Source organism: Streptomyces sp. NPDC000878, from assembly GCF_053599695.1.
Genome location: NZ_JBSFMT010000082.1, coordinates 24,502 through 43,877 on the forward strand (window position 1 = coordinate 24,502; position 19,376 = coordinate 43,877).

A 19,376-nucleotide genomic window follows, 5' to 3' on the forward strand; every position below is an offset into this window, starting at 1 on the left:
TCATGAATCCACAGCGGAATCCGGTGCCGTCGGTGTGCTGTCCTCCCGGGCCAGCCGGTGCGGCCACCACACCTTCGGGCCCACGTCCAGGAACAGGGCCGGGACCAGCACCGACCGGACCACGAACGTGTCCAGGACCACGCCCAGGGCCACCGCGAAGCCGATCTCCGCGAACGCCACCATGGGCAGCGTGCCCAGGGCCGCGAAGGTGCCGGCCAGGACCAGGCCCGCCGAGGTGATGACCGCGCCCGTCGTCGACAGGCCCGTCACCACGCCCTTGCGGGTGCCCTGGCGGGCCGCCTCCTCGCGGATCCGGGTGGTCAGGAAGATGTTGTAGTCGATGCCCAGCGCCACCAGGAACACGAAGACGAAGAGCGGGAAGTCCGTCGACTCGCCCGCGTAGTCGAACAGGTGGCGGAAGGCGAGCGCGCTGATGCCCAGCGCCGCCGCGAAGGACAGCACCACCGTGCCGATGAGCAGGAGGGGTGCGACCAGGGCGCGGAGCAGCGCGCACAGGATCAGCAGGACCACCAGCAGGACCAGCGGGATGATCAGGATGTTGTCGTGCGTGGTCGCCTTGTCCATGTCCAGCAGGGCCGCCGTACCGCCGCCCACCTGGGCGTCCGCGTCCGGCACCGCGTGCACGGCGTCCCGGACCCGCTCGACGGTCTGTTTCGCGGCCTCGCTGTCCGCGGGGGCGGTCATCGTGGCCTCGAACAGCACCTTGCCCTCGAAGGCGGGTTTCGTGCCCTCGGGCAGGCCGAGAGAGGTGGGCACGACCCCGCGTGTCTCGGCGACCGCCTGGCCCACCTGACGGGCCTGGTCCTGGTTGCTGATGATGACGAGCGGATCGCCGCTGCCCGCCGGGAAGTAGCGTGCGGACACCTCCTGGCCGACGATCGAGTCCGGCTTGTCGGTGAACGCGTCGGCGTTGCTCAGGCCCTCGGCGCGCAGCTGCATCAGGCCGAACGAGCAGGCGATCAGCGCCGCCGCCGTGATGCCCCAGATCATGCGCGGGCGAACGGCGATGCCCCGGCCCATCCGGGCCCACAGACCGCGTTCGGTCGGGTCGGGCGAGCCGTTGTGCGGGATCACCGGCCAGAAGATCCAGCGCCCGCAGATCACCAGCAGGGCGGGGAAGAGCGTGATCATGACCAGCAGGGCCACCGCCACCCCGATCGCCGCCACCGGGCCGAGGCCGCGCGTCGAGTTCATCTCGGCGGCCAGCAGCACCAGCATGCTGAGGACGACCGTCGCACCGGACGCGATGACGGCGGGGCCCGCGCGGTGCAGGGCAAGCGCCATCGCCTCGTGGCGGTCTTCGTGCCGACGCAGCTCCTCCCGGTAACGGGCGACCAGGAGCAGGGCGTAGTCCGTCCCCGCGCCGAACACCAGCACGGTGAGAATGCCGGCGCTCTGGCCGTTCACCGTCAGGCCCGCGTGTTCGGCGAGGAAGTAGATCAGTGCCTGCGCGGTGAACAGGGCGACGACCACGCTGAGCAGCGGCACCAGCAACAGGGTGGGGCTGCGGTAGGTGAGCAGGAGCATGACGACGACCACGCCCATCGCCGCGAGCAGCAACGTCGAGTCGATGCCCTCGAAGGCCTCCGAGAAGTCCGCCGACGTACCGCCGGGACCCGTGATGTGCACGGCCAGCCCCGCCGCACCGGTACCGGCGGCGTCCCGGATGGAGTCGACGGCGGGCGCGATCCGCTCCCAGCCCTTCTCGTCCATCGTGATGGGGACGAAGATCTGCGCGGCCCGCGGATCGACGGCCCGGTCGTACATCGGCCCCCGCGTCTCCGCACCCCGGATCCCGTGGTCCCGCAGCTGCTCGATCTCCGCCTTGGCCTCGACGATCCGGACCCGGTCCGCCGCCGTAAGGCCACTCTCCCGCGCATACACAACCACCGCGGGAATCTGTTCCGGCCTGAAATCCTCGGACAGATGCAGAACCTGGGTCGACTCCGCCGACCCCGGCAGCCAGGAGGCAGCGTCATTGTCCTGGGCATCGGTGAGCTTCTGCGCAAACGGCGCGGTCAAAAACAGCACCACGAGCCACAACACCAACACGAGCCACTTGGCCCGCCGCCCACAAACGAGATAAGCGATCCCACGGTTCCGATTCATCGCAACCTCAGCTGGATTTGCCTAGGGGCGCGGGGCTGTGACATTTGCGGCTCCGCCGCGTGGGCGCGACCAGCCACAGACCACCCGCAGACTCCACTCAACCCATCCCACGACGGACCCAACCGCACAACCCCCGGAGGGCATGGCAGGCTTGGGGTATGGCCGCGCAGATCAACCCAAGTATCCTGTCCGCCGACTTCGCCCGACTCGCCGACGAGGCGAGGGCGGTGGAAGGCGCCGACTGGCTTCATGTCGATGTGATGGACAACCATTTCGTACCGAACCTCACGCTCGGTGTGCCGGTCGTAGAGTCCCTGGCGCGGGCGACGGACACTCCGCTGGACTGCCACCTGATGATCGAGGACCCCGATCGATGGGCGCCGCAGTACGTGGAAGCGGGGGCCGGTTCCGTCACCTTCCATGTCGAGGCCGCCGCCGCTCCGGTACGGCTCGCCCGTGAGATCCGGGCCAAGGGTGCCCGGGCCTCCATGGCCCTCAAGCCCGCGACCCCGATCGAGCCGTACGAGGACCTGCTCCCCGAACTCGACATGCTGCTGATCATGACGGTCGAGCCGGGTTTCGGCGGCCAGGCGTTCCTCGACATCATGCTCCCCAAGATTCGCCGCACCCGCGAGTTGATCAGCAAGCACGGTCTTGAGCTGTGGCTTCAGGTCGACGGCGGAGTCTCCGCTTCCACCATCGAGCGCTGCGCCGAGGCCGGCGCGGACGTCTTCGTCGCCGGATCGGCCGTCTACGGCGCCACGGACCCGGCCGAGGCGGTACGTGCACTACGCACCCAGGCGCAGACGGCCACCGCCGGTGCGAGCTGGGCGTGCGACCACTGAGCCACGGGAACGTGAACGACGTACTTCTGGGCAGATCAAGCACGCGGGATCTGACAGGATGAACGGCGAATCGAGAATGTGAACAGCAGCGATGTGAAGAGCAGTGAGGAGATCGCCGTGTCGGGTATGTCGGCGGGCCGGTCAGCCATGCGGATGGGACCCGCTGAGCTGGTGCAGGCGGCGGCCATGGCCCGCCGCTTCTACCTAGAGGGCAAGTCCAAGATCCAGATCGCCGAGGAGTTCGGCGTCAGCCGCTTCAAGGTGGCCCGGGTCCTGGAGACCGCTCTCGAACGGGATCTGGTGCGGATCGAGATCCGTGTCCCCGCCGAACTGGACGCGGAGCGCTCGGACGCGTTGCGTGCCCGGTACGGCCTCAGGCACGCGGTCGTCGTCGAGTCCCCGGCCGATGCCGAGGAGTCGCCCGATCCCGAGAACCTCGGTGAAGTGGCCGCCGATCTGCTGGGCGAACTGGTGAACGAAGGCGATGTGCTCGGCCTCGCCTGGGGCCGGTCCACCATTCACATGGCGGCGGCCCTCGACCGGCTGCCGCCCTGCACGGTGGTCCAGTTGACGGGTGTGTACGACGCCGGAACCGCCGAGCGCGGCTCGGTCGAGGCGGTCCGGCGCGCCGCCCAGGTGTCCGGCGGCGACGCCCACCCCATCTACGCCCCGATGCTGCTGCCCGACGCGGCCACCGCCGCCGCGCTGCGCAGCCAGACCGGGATCGCCCGCGCCTTCGAGTACTTCGACAAGGTCACGGTCGCCTGTGTCTCCATCGGCTCCTGGGAGGCCGGTATCTCGACGGTGCACGACATGCTCAGCGACGAGGAACGCGGCCACTACGCCTCCCTCGGTGTCGCCGCCGAGATGTCCGCGCACCTCTTCGACGCCGACGGGCGCCGGGTCGGCCGGGATCTGGGGGAGCGGTGCATCACGGTCAAGACCGACCAGCTCCGCCGGGTCCCCGAGGTCGTCGCCATCGCGGGCGGGCAGCGCAAGGCGCCGGCGATCGACGCGGTGCTGCGTTCCGGGCTGGTCACCAGCCTGGTGACGGACACCTCGGCTGCGGACTACTTGCTGACGGCGGGTCCGACACCGAAGCCGTCGCTCAACAGGGCGGACCCGGACGGAATCTGACGGGATGTGAAGGTGTGGGCGGTGCCCGGGTTCCTTTCGGAGCCCGGGCACCGCTCTGTTCCGTCCGAGGGGGCGCCCTCAGTCGCGTTCCTCGCCCTCCGGGTCCACGTGCGGCAGCATCCGGTCGAGCCGGCGGGGTGTCCACCAGGCGTGTCTGCCCAGCAGCGTCATGACCGCCGGCACCAGCAGCAGACGTACGACCGTCGCGTCGATGAGCACACTCACGGCGAGCCCCAGGCCGAGCATCTTCACCACGACGTTGTCGCTCACGACGAACGCGGCGAAGACGCTCACCATGATCAGGGCCGCGCAGGTGATCACCCGGGCGGTGATCTCCAGGGCGTGGGCCACCGATGCCCGGGCGTCGCCGGTGCGCAGCCAGGCCTCGTGGACGCGGGAGAGCAGGAAGATCTCGTAGTCCATGCTGAGCCCGAAGATGATCGCGAACATCATCATCGGCACATAGCTCTCGATGGGCACCTTGCCGTTCACCCCCAGCGCGGGCCCGCCCCAGCCCCACTGGAAGACGGCCACGACGACGCCGTACGAGGCCGCGATCGACAGGACGTTGAGCGCCGCCGCCTTCAACGCCACCAGCAGGCCCCGGAAGACGACCAGGATGATCAGGAAGGCGAGGGCGACGACCACGCCGATGATCAGTGGGAGACGGCTCGCGACGATGTCACGGAAGTCGACCTGGGCGGCGGTCGTGCCGGTGACGTAGCCGTGCGCCGCCGTTCCGGAGACGGCCTGCGGGAGGGTCTCGTCGACCAGGCGGTTGGTCAGGTCGGTGGTGGTCTCGCTCTGCGGCGACGACTTGGAGTAGACCGTGCTGACCAGGACGTCGCCGTCCTTGGTCGCGGTGAGCGGGGTGGCGGTCGCGGCGCCCTGTACGTCCGTCAGCGCCTTGCCCGCCTTCGAGGCGAGGTCGGAGCGCTGGTCGGAGGGGACCTTCGTCTGGTCGATGACGACGGCCAGCGGGCCGTTGGAGCCGGGCCCGAACGACTGGGCCATGATGTCGTACGCCCGCCGGTCCGTGAACGACTTCGGATCGGCGCCGTCCCCGATGTGGCCGAGCTGGATGGACAGCACCGGGATCGCCAGCACGAGGACTGTCACGACTCCGCCGGCCAGGAACCACCAGGGGCGCCGCTCGACGCGCTGGGCGTAGCGGTGCCAGACACCCTGTCCCTCGGCAGCGCCGGCCGAGGCCTCGGCTACCGGGCGGCGCACCCGGTAGCGGTCGAGACGGCGGCCGATGAGCCCCAGCAGTGCCGGGACCAGCGTGAGGGCGCCCGCGACCGCGGAGACCACCGTCACGGCGGCGGCCACGCCCAGCTTGGCGATGAAACTGACACCGGAGACGGACAGCCCGGCCAGCGCGACGATCACCGTGCACCCGGAGACCAGGACGGCCCGCCCGCTGGTGGCGTTGGCCCGCCCTGCCGCCCGGACCGGATCGTCGCCGTCCATCAGGTTCTGCCGGTGCCGGGTGATCAGGAACAGCGCGTAGTCGATGCCCACGCCGAGGCCGATCATCGTGGCCAGCGTGGGGGAGACCGTGGCGAAGGTGAACGCCGAGGCGAGCAGCCCGAGGCAGGCGAGGCCCCCGATCACGCTGATCAGCGCGGTCAGCAGGGGGAGGCCGGCGGCGAGCACGCTGCCGAAGCCGACCAGCAGGACGACGATGGCCACCGCGAACCCGATCAGCTCGCTGACCCGGTCGTCGGCGGCGGGCCGGGCCAGCTCGCCCAGCGGACCGCCGTACTCGACCTCGACTCCGGCCGACCGCAGCGGCTGAACCGATTTGTCGACGCCGTCGAGGTAGTCGTCCTGGAGGGTGGACGGCTGGACGTCGAAGCGGATGGTGACGTAACCGGTCTTCGCGTCGCTGGAGAGCGGGCCGACGTTCTGCTTGCCGGTGGACTGGGGTTGTGAGCCCGGCGGCGGCAGCGGGTTCTGGACGGACAGGACGTGCGGGAGTTTCTGCAGGTCGGTGACCGTCTGGGACATCTGTGAGGAGTAGGAGGTCAGCGGTTTGGACGTGTCCCGCAGGACGATCTGGCTGCTGTAGCCGCCGGCCGCCGGATCGTGCTTCTTCAGTACGTCCAGGCCCTCCTGCGACTGGACCCCGGACAGGGAGAAGTTGTCGGAGTAGTCGCCGCCGAAGGAACGGTTGAGCACCTGGAGCGCGGCGAGCACGACCAGCCACGCCACGATGACGATCACGAAGTGGCGGGCACACCACTCGCCCAGCCGGCGCAGTCTCCCACGCGTGTCCTTGCGTCCACCCGATGCTGCTGCTGGCGTTGCTGTCGGTGCTGACATGCGCGGCTCCCGCCGGAGACTGGCCGGTCACCTTCATTGAACGACCCGGCGATCAACGTGTCCTGTTGGGCGGGTGTCGGCGGCGTTCTCGTTGTCATGGGGCGGGGCGGTGGGATCTACTACAGCGATGATCACTCCGATCCTTCGCGACTCCTCATGGCGGTGCTGAGATGACCGACCACCCGCTGGTTCCGGTACTCGCCGGCAGCACGCCCGCCGGTGTCCTGTCCTGGCCCGCCGCCCTGCCGGCCGAGGGCGCGCTCGAAGCCGCCCGCGAGGCCGGCTGGGAGACCGCCGACCTCGACCTCGCCGACGTCACGGACAAGGCCGGGCTGATGACGGCCTGCGCCACCGCGCTGCGGTTCCCGGACCACTTCGGCGCGAACTGGGACGCCCTCGCGGACTGCCTCGGCGACCTGGAGTGGTGGCCGGCGACCCGCGGCCGGCTCCTCCTCGTCCGGAACTGGCAGGCGTACGCGGCGGCCCGGCCCGAGGAGTGGAAGACGCTCCAGGAGATCTTCGCCGACGCCGCCGCGACCTGGCGGGAGACGGAGACGGGTCTTGCGGTGGTGATGGTGCTCGCGTGAACCCACCTGTGGCACGGGCCGTCGGAGGATGGCACGAGCGGTCCCACGAACCGTCTGGACGATCCGACCAGGCGGTTTCAGGTCACCGGCATGGGACAATGAGGTACGTGCTCTTCCCCCTGGCTGTCCTGTCCGGGGGCCACCTCTGATCGACCGGGATGTGCAGCACGTGCGTTTCCTCAACGACATCCAGCCCCCGTACGACCTGACGTACGACGACGTCTTCATGGTCCCGAGCCGCTCCTCCGTCGGCTCCCGGCAGGCCGTGGACCTCAGCTCCCCGGACGGCACGGGCACGACGATCCCGCTGGTCGTCGCCAACATGACCGCCATCGCGGGCCGCCGGATGGCCGAGACGGTCGCACGGCGCGGCGGGCTCGTCGTCATCCCGCAGGACATCCCGATCGAGGTCGTCACTGACGTCGTCTCCTGGGTGAAGAGCCGTCACCTCGTGCTGGACACGCCGATCGTGCTGGCCCCCCACCAGACCGTCGCCGACGCCCTCGCCCTGCTCCCCAAGCGGGCGCACAACGCGGGTGTGGTCGTCGACGCCGAGCAGCGGCCGGTCGGTGTGGTCACCGACACCGACCTGTCCGGTGTGGACCGCTTCACCCAGCTCTCCGAGGTCATGTCGAAGGACCTGCTCCTCCTCGACGCCGGCATCGACCCGCGCGAGGCCTTCAACCGCCTCGACGCCGCCAACCGCCGGTACGCGCCCGCTGTCGACGCCGACGGCAGGCTCGCCGGCATCCTCACCCGCAAGGGCGCTCTGCGTGCCACCCTCTACACGCCGGCCACGGATGTGAACGGCAGGCTGCGGATCGCCGCGGCCGTCGGCATCAACGGCGATGTGGCCGGCAAGGCGCAGCAACTGCTCGACGCGGGCGTCGACACGCTCGTCATCGACACCGCGCACGGTCACCAGGAGTCGATGCTCAGCGCCATCAAGCTGGTCCGCGACCTCGACCCGCACGTCCCGATCGCGGCCGGCAACATCGTCGCCGCCGAGGGCGTCAAGGACCTGATCGAGGCGGGCGCCGACATCATCAAGGTCGGCGTCGGACCGGGCGCCATGTGTACCACCCGCATGATGACGGGCGTGGGCCGGCCGCAGTTCTCGGCAGTCCTGGAGTGCGCGGCCGAGGCGAAGAAGTACGGCAAGCACGTCTGGGCGGACGGCGGTGTACGCCACCCCCGTGACGTCGCGATGGCGCTGGCCGCCGGTGCGTCCAACGTCATGGTCGGCTCCTGGTTCGCGGGGACGTACGAGTCCCCGGGCGACCTCCAGCAGGACGCCGCCGGGCACCTCTACAAGGAGTCGTTCGGCATGGCGTCCGCGCGTGCGGTGCGCAACCGTACGTCGGAGGAGTCCGCGTACGACCGGGCCCGCAAGGCGCTGTTCGAGGAGGGCATCTCGACGTCCCGGATGTTCCTCGACCCGGCCCGCCCGGGCGTCGAGGACCTGATCGACTCGATCATCGCGGGCGTCCGCTCCTCCTGCACCTATGCCGGCGCCAACTCCCTGGAGGAGTTCGCCGAGAAGGCCATCGTCGGCATCCAGAGCGCGGCCGGCTACGCGGAGGGCAAGCCGCTCCACGCCAGCTGGAACTGAGCCGACTCACCTGCCCACGGCCCCTGTTGTCCCCCCCGTCGGGACAACAAGGGCCGTTCGCGGCGGCGTTCTGCTGCCGTCGACCTAGGAGTCGCAGGATCCCGGGTAGTAGCTGTACTCGTCGAGGTAGAGAAGATTGACGCCGAGCGCCTCCTCGTAGCCCACGGCCCATGAGGACTGGAAGGGGTCGCTGCCCTCCACGTAGAAGGTCATGACGTCTCCCTGGGTGACGACATGCCCGTAGAAGCTGTTGGTCGCGTTCCTCGCCCCGACTTCGCCCCCCGAGGTGAAGGCGTACGTCCAGTGACCGTCCGGGGTGTCGTTCGCACCGCCGCACCAGACGCCCACCACGCTGTCGGGAACGGACCACTCCGTCAGGGGCTCGGCTTGCCTGGTTTCCGGAGGGTCGGGCGGTTCCGGAGGCTCCGGTGAGGAGCAACCACTGGTCGCCGCTAGGGTCAGGCCCAGCATCAAGGCGCCGAAGAACCTGGATGCCGAGACCGGCACGGAAAGTCGCACGATCCCCCCCTACAGATCAGAAACGCCCTGTTCGGCGCGGGTTTCATCTGCTCTGCACGCTACGGAGGAACGGCTGCGGGCACCCTGGTGAAAACCCGGGGATTCACCCCTGGGGTGTGCGGCGGGACCCGGCGTCAGCTCTCACCGCCCAGCTTGCCGAACAGCCCCGTCCGCGAGGTGATGCCGAGTTTCGCGTAGGCGTTGGCGAGGTGGTACTCGATCGTCTTGACGCTGAGGACCAGCTCCCTTGCGATCCCGCGGTTCGACAGGCCCCGCATGGCGAGCCTGGCGACGGTCAGCTCCTGCGCGGTGAGCCCGGCCCGACGGGCGCCGGGGCGCGCTGCCGGGCGGCCACAGCCCGCCAGCTCCCGGGCGCACCGTTCGAGATGCGATGCGGCCTGCAGCCGAAGGAAGGTCCGGTGCGCGGCCTGAAGCTCGGCCACCGCCTTCCCACGCTGGCCGACGCGGCGCAGAAACGTTCCGTAGGAGAGGTGGAGCAGCGCTTCCTCCCAGCACTGTTCTCCCTGCCTGCCCTGCTCTCCCTCCGCGCAGTGGCGCAACCCCGCCCGGAATGCCTGGTCCGCCGCCTCCTGGTTGCCGTACGCCTCCTCCAGCAGGCCCCGGCAACGCGAGGCTGACGCCTGTTCCAGCCGGCGGCGCCGCTCGGCAGCGCGGATCTCGTACGGGACGAGCACGTCGAGAGCCTCGTCCGTGCGCCCCAGGCGGGTCAGGGACTCGGCCAGAACAGGCCGCCAGGCGACGATCCCGACCTCGTCGAGGCCACTGCGGTGGACGATCTCCGGACTCAGGAACGGAGTCAGTTCGGCGACCGCGCGCTCGTCGTCCCCGCGGCCGGTGTGTACGAGGGCGAGTGCCGTCGCGGCGAAGGCGGCGTCATTGACGTCACCGAGTACCTGGGCGTGTCGCATCGCCGTCCTGGCGTGTGCTTCGGCGGCCTCGAAGTCGCCCCGGCCGGCCAGGGGGAACGCCGTACAGGCGTGGACCACCGCCAGGATGGATATCTGGTCGGTGTCCTCGGCCAGCGAGACGGCCTGAGTGCCGTGCGCGATGGCTTCGTCCCAGAGCCCGGCCCGGTATTCGGTGTCGGTGAGGAAGCCCAGTGCCACGAGAGCCGCGTACGGCAGTCCGCCGCGCCGGTGCGAGGAGAACGTCTGCTCCAGATCCCGGCGGGCCTCACTCAGCTCTCCGTTCCACAGCTGGAGCATGCCCCGCGCGAGCAGACCGTCCAGTTGCTCCGGGGTGGTACGAGGCCCCGAGAGCGGGAGATGGGCGAGGGACCGCATGCCTTCGTCGTAGTCGCCGGAGATCGCCAGCCCGATGGCGAGGGAGTCGCGCAGGAAGGACGACCGTCTCGCGGGTGGGAGATCGAGCCCGCGACGCGCCCAGCCGACAATGCCGGCCGCGTCGCCCTGGATCAGGCACAGCCAGGCCATCTGCTCGGCGGCCTTGCGCAGGGTCTCGGCTCCCGTGGTCGCGTCGCCGCTCTCCCAGCAGGCGGCGAGCCTGCGGCGCGCTTCGTCCAGTCGCCCCGTGGTGAGGGCGAGATGGCCCAGGACGTACTGCTGTTCGGCGCCGGGTGGCATGTCATGGAGCGTCGGTTCGAGTTCGGCGGCCTGGCTGACATCACCGGCGAGCAGACGGTACTCGACGGCCTGGATCAGGCAGCGCTCGCGCAGGCCGGCCCGCGTGGACAGCCGGGCAGCGGTCGTCGACGCGGACGCGGCAGCCGCCCAGGTTCCCTTCTCCGCCTGCTGTGCCGCGAGCCGCACGAGTTCCTCGGCGAGGTCCCCGTCCGGCGCGACGGCGGCGTGCACCCGGTGCTGGAGCGCGGCGTACGGATCGTCCGAGCAGGCGGCGGCCAGCTGGTGCAGGCGGGAGCGCTCGGCCGGATCCAGCCCCCGGTACACGGCCGCCCGCAGCAGCGGATGCGGGAAGCCGACCCTGGGCATGGCGCCGGCGGGATCCTCTTCCAGCAGTTCGTGTCTCATCGCCTCCACCAGCGCGCCCAGCGCGTCCGGTACGGCGCCCACCTCGGCGGCCTGATGCAGAGGACCGGACATGCCGAGGACACTGGCGGCTTCGACCAGGTGGCGCGCCGGAGCACTGCACCGCGCCAGCTGCGCCGCGACCAGCCGCTCGTATCTGCGAGGGGCGGGCAGGACGGTGTTGCCGTCGAGGACGGCCGCGGGAAACTGCTGGAGGAGTGCCTTCGTGTGCAGCGGGTTTCCGTGCGTGTGCTCCCGCAGCCGGGCGACCGCCCGGCGGGAAAGGGCCGACGAGCCCAGGGCCGCATGGAGCGCGACGATGTCCGAGAGGCCGAGGCCCTCCAGCGTCAGCTGGAGCGTGGCCTCGTCGTGGAGGATGCGGTGCAGGCCCTGCGGGAGCCGAGGATCGTTCACGTCGCGCGTCACCAGCAGCGCCAGGACCCGGTCCTTGCGCAGCCGCCGCAGCACGAAGGTGAGTGCGTGCAGCGAGGGCGTGTCCGCCCAGTGGAGATCGTCGAGCAGCAGCACCACCGGCGCTCGCCCCTGGAGCTGCCCCAGGGCGTCGAGCAACAGGGCGCCGACAGCGATCGGGTCCTGTGCGGCGGGGCTGTGGGGTGTGCCGAGGGCCGGCTCCCGCAACGCCTCGGCGGCAGCGGGCAGTTGTGGCACCAGCTGCGCGACGAGTCCGTACGCGAGTTCCGTCTCGAGTTCGTCGCCGCCGGCCTGTACGACATGGCAGTCCGTGGCGGCACCGGACAGGAAGCGCCGGGCCAATGAGGTCTTGCCGATCCCGGCGGGACCGTCGACGAGGACGAACTGGGGTGCGCCTTCGGCCGCCGCGTCCAGCCGGTTTCGTATCTTCCTCAGTTCTTCCGCTCTGCCCATGAACAACGACTCGGGTGTCTGCCGCGGCAAGTTCCTGCTCCTCCCCGGCCGAAGCCGTCCGGCCGTATCCGTACGCCAACACGCGTGGCCGTCGGCGGGGGGTTCGCCGCTCTCGGTGTCTTCACTCGACCGAGTGGCTCCAGGCCGGGCTCGTGTTCTACTTCCTTTACGGCTACCGCCGCCCCCGATTCGAAGTGCCCGCACCATCTGAAAAGTGATGAACCCGCTGTGCTGAACGATCTCGACGAACGCATCGTGCACGCCCTCGCCGAGGACGCGCGTCGCTCCTACGCGGACATCGGGCAGCTGGTCGGGCTGTCCGCGCCCGCGGTGAAACGGCGCGTGGACCGGTTGCGGGAGAGCGGGGCGATCACCGGGTTCACCGTGCGGGTGGATCCGGCGGCGCTGGGGTGGAAGACGGAGGGGTTCGTCGAGATCTACTGCCGGCGGAACACCTCGCCGGAGACGATTCAGCGGGGGCTGGAGCGGTATCAGGAGGTGGTGGCTGCTTCTACCGTGACGGGGGAGGCGGATGCGGTGGTGCAGGTTTTTGCCTCTGATATGCGGCACTTCGAGCGGGTGCTTGAGCGTATTGCGGGGGAGCCGTTTGTTGAGCGGACGAAGTCTGTGTTGGTGCTGTCGCCCTTGCTGCGGAGGTTTTCTTCTGGGTCGCCTACTTAGGTGCCTCGGGGGTTTGGTGGCGGGTGCGGGTTCGTTGTGGCTTGTCGCGCAGTTCCCCGCGCCCCTTTGGGGCGCTCCTCGCCAGGGCGTTGTTCGCTATCGAGTTGTGGACGCTGAAGCTGACCGCGTCGCCTCTGTAGCGGTCGTCGGACCATTCGACTGGGCGGCCTTCTCGCGTTGTTGTCACTCGGCGGACGCGTAGGAGGGGGCTCGTGCGGCGGATGTCCAGGAGTTCGGCGTCCTGGGCGCCGGCCGCCACCGCGTCGATGACGTGTTCGCCGTATGCGAAGACCAACCCCGTGTCCTCGAAGAGGCGTTGGGTGACCGAGGGGCAGTCCGGTTCGATGGACTCCACGGACGGGGCGATCCAGTCGGCGTAGACCGTGCGTTCCAGGAGGACCGGTTCGCCGTCCAGGCCGCGTACACGCAGGACGTACAACACCCGCTCCTTCTCGCGTAGTTGGAGGCGGATCGCGTCCTCCGTCGTCGCCGGGCGGTACTCCTGGTGCACCACCCGGCCCGTTGCCTCCCGGCCCATCGCGCGGGCCCACTGGGCGAAGCTGCGCAGTTCCTCGAAGGTCTGGCTGCGGCGGCTGGCCAGGACCACCCGGCGGGCGCCCTGACGGGAACCGATCAGCCCCTCGGACGTCAGGGCCGCGACCGCCTGGCGGATCGTGCCGCGGGCCACGCCGTAGTGGGCGGCGAGTTCCGTCTCCGGGGGCAGGCGGCTGCCGACCGTGTACTGCTCGCGGTCGATCGCCCGGCGCAGCTCATCGGCGATCTCCTCGTGTCGCGCCGTCATGCTTCCCCTCTGGGTTCGTCGCTGTGCACAGCGTGACCAGCCTAATCGACATCCACGACCGGTCCGGGCGCGCCGGAAACGTGCAGGGAGTCGGTGGTCAGTGTTTCGCCAGTGTTTACGGGCGTGACACCAGCGGAAGTCCTACTGAAGCCAACTTGTTCAGACAAGTTCTCCGCACTTCCTCACCCCTCGTGCGCACCCCTGGAGAGACCGTGATCGTGTCCCTGCCGAGAACAGCCGTCCGCGGCGGCGCCCTCGCCGTCGTCGCCGCGCTCGCCCTGAGCGCCTGCGGCGCGGCCCCCGACGACACGTCGACCACCGCGGACGGCAGGAGCGCCGCCACCGCGACCTCCGCCGCCGACTTCGGTGGCATGGCCGAACTGGTCACCGCCGCCAAGAAGGAGGGCACGCTGCATGCGATCGCCCTGCCCCGCGACTGGGCCAACTACGGAGCCCTGATCGACGGTTTCCAGAAGAAGTACGGCATCAAGATCGAGGTGGAGAGCCCCGACGGGTCGAGCCAGGACGAGATCAACGCCGTCACCTCGCGGAAGGGGCAGGACCGGGCTCCCGACGTTCTCGACCTGGGTAGTTCGTTCGCGTTGAGCGCCGCTCAGCAGGGGCTGCTCGCGCCCTACAAGGTCGCCTCCTTCGCCGACATTCCCGAGGGTCAGAAGGACCCGGAGGGGCAGTGGTTCAACGACTACGGCGGCTACATATCCATCGGCTGCGACGCCAAGCGCGTGACGAGCTGTCCGAAGACCTTCGCGGATCTGCTCAAGCCGCAGTACAAGGGCCAGGTCGCCCTCAACGGCAACCCCACCAAGTCCGGTTCGGCGTTCGGCGGGGTGTACGCGGCGGCACTCGCCAGCGGCGGCTCCTTCGACGACATCCAGCCCGGCCTCGACTTCTTCGCCAAGCTGAAGAAGAACGGCAACTACACGCCCGTCGAGTCGACCCCGGCCACCGTCGAGAAGGGCGAGACGCCGATCAGCATCGACTGGGACTACCTCAACGCCGGGTACGCCGAGGAGTTCAAGTCCAAGGGCCTCGACTGGCAGGTCTCGGTCCCGGAGGACGGCAAGTTCTCCCAGTACTACTCCCAGGCCATCAACAAGGACGCCCCGCATCCGGCGGCTGCCCGCCTGTGGCAGGAGTACCTCTACAGCGCCGAGGGCCAGAACCTGTGGCTCAAGGGCTTCGCCCGCCCGGCCCTGATGACCGCCATGGAGAAGGCCGGCACGATCGACAAGACCGCCGCCGCCGCGCTCCCGGAGGTCTCCGGAACGCCCGCCTTCCCGACCGAGGCCCAGCAGGCCAAGGCCAAGACCGTACTGGCCGAGGGCTGGGGCAAGGCCGTCTCCGGATGACCGCCACCCTCACGCGGGTCGACGTGGCGCCCGCCGCTTCAGTGAAGCGGCGGCGCCGCGCCCCCGGCTGGCTCGCCGTACTCCCGCTGCTCGCCTTCGTCGCGGTCGCCTTCGGGGTACCCGCCCTGGCCATGCTGAACGGCGCCTTCACCGTCAAGAACCAGGCCACCGGCGCCACTTCGTACACCACGGCCAATCTGACCGACTCCCTCCAGGGCGCCTATTTCACCGCGCTGATCGGCAGCGTCAAGCTGTCCGCGGTGTCGGCGCTCCTCGCGACCGTCCTCGGACTGCTGCTCGCCCAGGCCGTGGTGACCTCCCGGTTCCGGGCGTTGCGCGAGGCCGTGCTCACCGCGTCCGGGGTCCTCGCCAACTTCGGCGGGGTGCCGCTGGCCTTCGCCTTCGTCGCCACCCTCGGCAACTCCGGTGTGCTGACCCGGCACTTGGGCCTGACGGACAAGGGCTGGAGCCTCTACAGCTTCTGGGGACTGGTGATCGTCTACCTGTACTTCCTCATCCCGCTGATGGTCCTCACGATCACGCCCGCGCTCGACGGACTCCGCTCCCAGTGGCGCGAGGCCGCGCGCAACAACGGGGCCACCAACGTCCAGTACTGGCAGCACGTAGGCCTGCCCGTGCTGTTGCCCTCGCTGCTCGGCGGGTTCGTGCTGCTCTTCGGCAGCGCCTTCGCCGCGTACGCCACCGCCGCGGCCATGGTGGGCAGTTCGGTCCCGCTGGTCACCCTCCAGATCGCCGACGCCATTTCGGGCAACGTGCTGGTCGGCCAGGAGAACGTGGCCCTCGCCCTCAGCCTCGACATGGTCCTGATCGCGGGCCTGGTCATGGCCGTGTACCTGCCCCTGCAACGGAGGAGCGCGCGATGGCTCGCCTGAACCTGTGGCGCTGGGCGGTCCTGGCCTTCGCCGGGGTCTACTTCCTCGTCCCGCTCGCCGCGTCCGTGATCTTCACGGTCGACGTACCGGGCGAGGGCATCACCTTCGACGCGTACGGCGAGATCGTCGGCGCCGACGGCTTCCTCCCCGGCCTGGTGCTCTCCCTCGAACTGGGCGCCGCCACCATCGCCGTGGTCCTGCTGCTGATGGTGCCCGCGATGGTCGCCCTGCGGCTCGGCGCACCCCGGCTGCGGCCGATCGTCGAGGTGATCTGCTCGCTGCCGCTGGTCGTCCCGCCGATCGCGTTCGTCGCCGGGATCTCGACCGTCCTCAAGTGGGGCCCCGAACACCTTTCCCGTACGCCCCTGTTCCAGACCTTCGTCGCCATCCAGAACCCCGACTTCCCGGTCGTCCTCGTCCTCGCGTACGTCGTGATGGCGTTGCCCTTCGTCCATCGGGCGCTGGACGCCGGGCTGCGCGCGATCGACGTCCGCACCCTGGTCGAGGCCGCCCGCAGCTGCGGTGCGAGCCCGGTGCAGGCACTGGTGACGGCCGTGCTGCCCAACCTGCGCGGGGCGCTGCTCAACGCCTCCTTCCTCACGCTGGCCCTGGTGCTGGGCGAGTTCACGGTGGCCCAGATCCTCGGCTACCAGCCGTTCGCCGTGTGGATCTACAGCGTCGGCGGCTCGCAGGCCCAGCTGTCCGTCGCCGTCTCCGTGCTCAGCCTGCTCGTCACCTGGGCCCTCCTCCTCGCGCTCGCCGGGCTCGGCGGGCGTTCCCGAACCGCTCCCCGGGGTTGAACCATGACTGCCACCACACTTGAGAAGGCCAGCACGTCGGACAACGCCGCGACCGTCGAATTCCGGGGTCTGAGAAGGGAGTTCGGCCCGACCGTAGCCCTCGACGGACTCGACCTGACCGTGCAGCCGGGTGAACTCCTCGCCCTGCTCGGCCCGTCCGGCTGCGGCAAGACCACCGCGCTGCGCATGCTCGCCGGGTTCGAACACCCCGACTCCGGCGAGGTGTTGATCGACGGCGAGGACATCACGCATGTCCCGGCCCATCGCCGTGACGCCGGCATGGTCTTCCAGTCGTACAGCCTCTTCCCGCACCTCAGCGCCCTTGACAACGTGGCCTTCGGGCTGCGGATGAGTAAGGTGAACAAGGCCGAACGGCGGTTCCGCGCGAACGAGTTGCTCTACCTGGTCGGGCTCGGCGACAAGGGCGAGCGGTTCCCGCACCAGCTCTCCGGCGGCCAGCAGCAGCGCGTCGCCCTGGCCCGCGCGCTCGCCCTGCGCCCGCGCGTACTGCTCCTCGACGAACCGCTGTCCGCGCTGGACGCCAAGGTACGGCTGAACCTGCGCGAGGAGATACGTCGACTTCAGCAGGAACTCGGCATCACCACCCTGTTCGTGACGCACGATCAGGAGGAGGCGCTGTCCATGGCCGACCGGGTCGCCGTGATGCGGTCCGGGCGACTCGAACAGTGCGCCGCTCCCGCCGAGTTGTACGGCAGGCCCGCCACCGCCTTCGTCGCCGAGTTCGTCGGCACGATGAGCCGGATTCCGGGGCGTCTGTCCGACGGCTCGGTCGAGGTGCTCGGGCAGCGGCTCCCGGTCGACGGCGCGGCGCCGGACGCCGTCGAGGTCGATGTGCTGGTCCGGCCCGAGGCTGTTCGGGTCGAGGCCGATGCCGAGGGCGACGCGCGGGTCGTGGCCACGGCGTTCCTCGGCGCGGTCACCCGGATCACCGTACGGCTCGTGGACGGCACCGAGGTGAAGGCGGACCTGCCGGCGCACGAGGCGGGCCCGCTGGGGGCGGGGGCCGCCGTACGCGTGTCGCTGCCGGAGCGGGCGGTGCTGGTGGCGGAGCGCGCGAACCGCCCGTCCGTGAACGCATGAGGCCGTGAACCCATGAGGCCGTGGATTCGTGAGCCCGTGAGTCTGTGAGTTTTCGAGAGAGAGAAACGTGACCCCCCACATCCCCCACCCACCCCACCTTCCCCTCCAAGCCGTTCTGTTCGACATGGACGGCACGCTCGTCGACACCGAACGGCTGTGGTGGGAGGCGGTGGAGCAGGTCGCCGGGAGACCGCTGACCGTGGCGGACCAGCCGGAGGTGCTCGGCCGGCCCGTCGAGCACACGGCCGACTGGCTGGCCGCCGCCACGGGCACGGATGCCGGGCGACTCGCCGCCGAACTGCACCGGGAGTTCGCGGCCCGTGTCCGCACCGGCATCGTGCCCCGCCCCGGCGCGCTCGACCTGCTCGACGCGCTCGCCCGGGCCGGCGTACCCACCGCGATGGTGACCGCCTCCCCCCGGGCCGTCGCCGACACCGTGCTCGAAGCGCTGGGAGCCGCCCGCTTCGCGGTCTCCGTGACCGCCGACGACACCGAGCACACCAAGCCCGCCCCCGATCCGTACCTCGCCGCCTGCCGTGCCCTGGGTGTCGACCCGGCCGCCTGCGTGGCCGTCGAGGACACCGAGACCGGCGTCACCTCGGCCGAGGCGGCGGGCTGCGCCGTGCTCGCCGTGCCGTCGCTCGCGCCGATCGAGGCGGTGCCCGGCCGGACGGTACTGAGCAGCCTGGCCGGGGTCACGGTGGCGCAGCTGAGCGCCCTGGTCACCCGTGAACTCCGGGTGATGAGCTGGAACCTCTGGTACGGCGGCACGAAGGTCGACGACCACCGCGAGAAGCAGCTCAAGGTGATCGCCGAGACGGGCGCCGACGTGGTCGGCCTCCAGGAGACGTACGGGAACTCGGCGGCGGAACTCGCCGACGCCCTCGGCTGGTACCACCATCGGGCGGGCGACAACCTCGGCGTCATCAGCCGGTACCCGATCACCGCCGGTCTCGGTGACCCCGACGTCGGCTTCTACGGGGCCACGGGGGCGCGGATCCGGCTGGACGGAGGGCTGGAGGTGGACGTCTGGAGCGTCCACCTCGACTGTGCGCCGTACGGGCCCTACGAGGCTCGCTTCGGCGGGCTGCCGGCGGCTGAGCTGATCGCCCACGAAGGCGGGCGGCTGGAACAGATGCGAGAGATCCTGCGCCGGATCGCCGACTCCGACTCCGTCGCGGACGACGACACGCCCGTCGTGCTCGTCGGGGACTTCAACACGCCCTCGCATCTGGACTGGCCGGGGGTGGAGTGGCCGGTGACGAAGGCGGCGGAGGAGGCGGGGCTGTGCGACTCGTACCGGGAGGTCCACCCGGACCCGGTCCATGACCCCGGTCACACGTGGTCGCCGGTTCATGTCGAGCACGAGGACGGCAGTGGGCGGCCGGAGCCGCAGGACCGGATCGACTTCGTGCTGTACGGGGGGAGGGGGTTGAGGGTGCTGGATTCCCGGGTGGTCGTGAGCGGCACGGTGCGGGTGTGGCCCGAGGTGGCCGGCAACGCCTGGCCTTCGGACCATGCGGCGGTAGTGACGACGTTCGGGCTGAGCTAGGAGGGTTTCTTCGCCCCCGCCGCCCCTACCCGTTCCCATCCTCGGGGGCTCCGCCCCCGAACCCCGGTATCGCGCTAGAACGCGCTCGTCCTCAAACGCCGGACGGGCTGAATACCCAGCCCGTCCGG

The 19,376-nt window shown here is 70.2% G+C and carries 15 protein-coding genes; 10 read left to right on the forward strand and 5 right to left on the reverse strand.

The features are described from left to right. Positions 1-2,130 (reverse strand): MMPL family transporter, encoded by a 2,130-nt coding sequence (locus tag ACWDR4_RS42500; RefSeq protein ID WP_450416580.1) that lies wholly within the window; start codon positions 2,128-2,130, stop codon positions 1-3. 158 nt (positions 2,131-2,288) lie between these two features. Here ACWDR4_RS42500 and rpe point away from each other — a divergent pair, with 158 nt between their 5' ends. Beyond that, positions 2,289-2,975 (forward strand): ribulose-phosphate 3-epimerase, encoded by a 687-nt coding sequence (gene rpe, locus ACWDR4_RS42505; RefSeq protein ID WP_450416582.1) that lies wholly within the window; start codon positions 2,289-2,291, stop codon positions 2,973-2,975. Positions 2,976-3,068: 93 nt separating this feature from the next. Continuing rightward, positions 3,069-4,112: a sugar-binding transcriptional regulator gene (locus ACWDR4_RS42510; protein WP_450416603.1), complete on the forward strand. Its 1,044-nt coding sequence runs from the start codon at positions 3,069-3,071 to the stop codon at positions 4,110-4,112. 78 nt (positions 4,113-4,190) lie between these two features. Here ACWDR4_RS42510 and ACWDR4_RS42515 read toward each other — a convergent pair whose 3' ends face one another. After that, positions 4,191-6,440: an MMPL family transporter gene (locus tag ACWDR4_RS42515; RefSeq protein WP_450416584.1), complete on the reverse strand. Its 2,250-nt coding sequence runs from the start codon at positions 6,438-6,440 to the stop codon at positions 4,191-4,193. A gap of 170 nt (positions 6,441-6,610) precedes the next feature. Here ACWDR4_RS42515 and ACWDR4_RS42520 point away from each other — a divergent pair, with 170 nt between their 5' ends. Beyond that, complete coding sequence (locus tag ACWDR4_RS42520; RefSeq protein ID WP_450416586.1) at positions 6,611-7,027, forward strand: barstar family protein; 417 nt, start codon at positions 6,611-6,613, stop codon at positions 7,025-7,027. Between the two features lie 169 nt (positions 7,028-7,196). Then, a complete protein-coding gene (locus ACWDR4_RS42525) occupies positions 7,197-8,639 on the forward strand; it encodes a GuaB1 family IMP dehydrogenase-related protein (RefSeq protein ID WP_450416605.1) in 1,443 nt (480 codons plus the stop codon). Between the two features lie 84 nt (positions 8,640-8,723). Here the strand turns inward: ACWDR4_RS42525 and ACWDR4_RS42530 are convergent, their stop codons facing one another. Both ACWDR4_RS42530 and ACWDR4_RS42535 read right to left on the reverse strand, forming a co-directional pair. Continuing rightward, complete coding sequence (locus ACWDR4_RS42530) at positions 8,724-9,158, reverse strand: hypothetical protein (RefSeq protein WP_450416588.1); 435 nt, start codon at positions 9,156-9,158, stop codon at positions 8,724-8,726. A gap of 134 nt (positions 9,159-9,292) precedes the next feature. Next, positions 9,293-12,079, reverse strand: coding sequence for an AAA family ATPase (locus ACWDR4_RS42535; protein ID WP_450416589.1), 2,787 nt, complete (start codon positions 12,077-12,079; stop codon positions 9,293-9,295). A 198-nt stretch (positions 12,080-12,277) separates the two neighbouring features. Here ACWDR4_RS42535 and ACWDR4_RS42540 point away from each other — a divergent pair, with 198 nt between their 5' ends. After that, positions 12,278-12,730: an Lrp/AsnC family transcriptional regulator gene (locus tag ACWDR4_RS42540; RefSeq protein ID WP_450416591.1), complete on the forward strand. Its 453-nt coding sequence runs from the start codon at positions 12,278-12,280 to the stop codon at positions 12,728-12,730. Here ACWDR4_RS42540 and ACWDR4_RS42545 read toward each other — a convergent pair. After that, positions 12,723-13,532, reverse strand: a complete 810-nt coding sequence (locus ACWDR4_RS42545; RefSeq protein ID WP_450416593.1) for a GntR family transcriptional regulator — start codon at positions 13,530-13,532, stop codon at positions 12,723-12,725. The two genes, ACWDR4_RS42540 and ACWDR4_RS42545, sit on opposite strands and share 8 nt — an antisense overlap. A 212-nt stretch (positions 13,533-13,744) precedes the next feature. On the opposite strand from ACWDR4_RS42545, the gene ACWDR4_RS42550 reads away from it, so the two are divergent. From ACWDR4_RS42550 to ACWDR4_RS42570, 5 genes are all read left to right on the forward strand, one after another. After that, on the forward strand, positions 13,745-14,902 hold the full coding sequence (locus tag ACWDR4_RS42550; RefSeq protein ID WP_450416595.1) for an ABC transporter substrate-binding protein: 1,158 nt from the start codon (positions 13,745-13,747) through the stop codon (positions 14,900-14,902). Further along, entirely contained in the window at positions 14,899-15,795 is an 897-nt protein-coding gene (locus tag ACWDR4_RS42555; RefSeq protein ID WP_450416597.1) for an ABC transporter permease, read from the forward strand. The genes ACWDR4_RS42550 and ACWDR4_RS42555 overlap by 4 nt, the downstream gene beginning before the upstream one ends. Further along, positions 15,783-16,595 (forward strand): ABC transporter permease, encoded by an 813-nt coding sequence (locus ACWDR4_RS42560; RefSeq protein WP_450416599.1) that lies wholly within the window; start codon positions 15,783-15,785, stop codon positions 16,593-16,595. Before ACWDR4_RS42555 ends, ACWDR4_RS42560 begins: the two co-directional genes overlap by 13 nt. A 3-nt stretch (positions 16,596-16,598) precedes the next feature. Then, positions 16,599-17,696 (forward strand): ABC transporter ATP-binding protein, encoded by a 1,098-nt coding sequence (locus tag ACWDR4_RS42565; RefSeq protein WP_450416601.1) that lies wholly within the window; start codon positions 16,599-16,601, stop codon positions 17,694-17,696. A gap of 67 nt (positions 17,697-17,763) precedes the next feature. Then, complete coding sequence (locus tag ACWDR4_RS42570) at positions 17,764-19,248, forward strand: HAD-IA family hydrolase (RefSeq protein ID WP_450416602.1); 1,485 nt, start codon at positions 17,764-17,766, stop codon at positions 19,246-19,248. Positions 19,249-19,376 lie beyond the last annotated feature (128 nt).

Excerpts from the sequence above, each read along its gene's own strand:
- ACWDR4_RS42500 (WP_450416580.1), bottom strand. The coding sequence starts at position 2,130 with ATGAATCGGAACCGTGGGATCGCTTATCTCGTTTGTGGGCGGCGGGCC.
- rpe (WP_450416582.1), top strand. The coding sequence starts at position 2,289 with ATGGCCGCGCAGATCAACCCAAGTATCCTGTCCGCCGACTTCGCCCGA.
- ACWDR4_RS42515 (WP_450416584.1), bottom strand. The coding sequence starts at position 6,440 with ATGTCAGCACCGACAGCAACGCCAGCAGCAGCATCGGGTGGACGCAAG.
- ACWDR4_RS42520 (WP_450416586.1), top strand. The coding sequence starts at position 6,611 with ATGACCGACCACCCGCTGGTTCCGGTACTCGCCGGCAGCACGCCCGCC.
- ACWDR4_RS42545 (WP_450416593.1), bottom strand. The coding sequence starts at position 13,532 with ATGACGGCGCGACACGAGGAGATCGCCGATGAGCTGCGCCGGGCGATC.
- ACWDR4_RS42555 (WP_450416597.1), top strand. The coding sequence starts at position 14,899 with ATGACCGCCACCCTCACGCGGGTCGACGTGGCGCCCGCCGCTTCAGTG.
- ACWDR4_RS42560 (WP_450416599.1), top strand. The coding sequence starts at position 15,783 with ATGGCTCGCCTGAACCTGTGGCGCTGGGCGGTCCTGGCCTTCGCCGGG.
- ACWDR4_RS42565 (WP_450416601.1), top strand. The coding sequence starts at position 16,599 with ATGACTGCCACCACACTTGAGAAGGCCAGCACGTCGGACAACGCCGCG.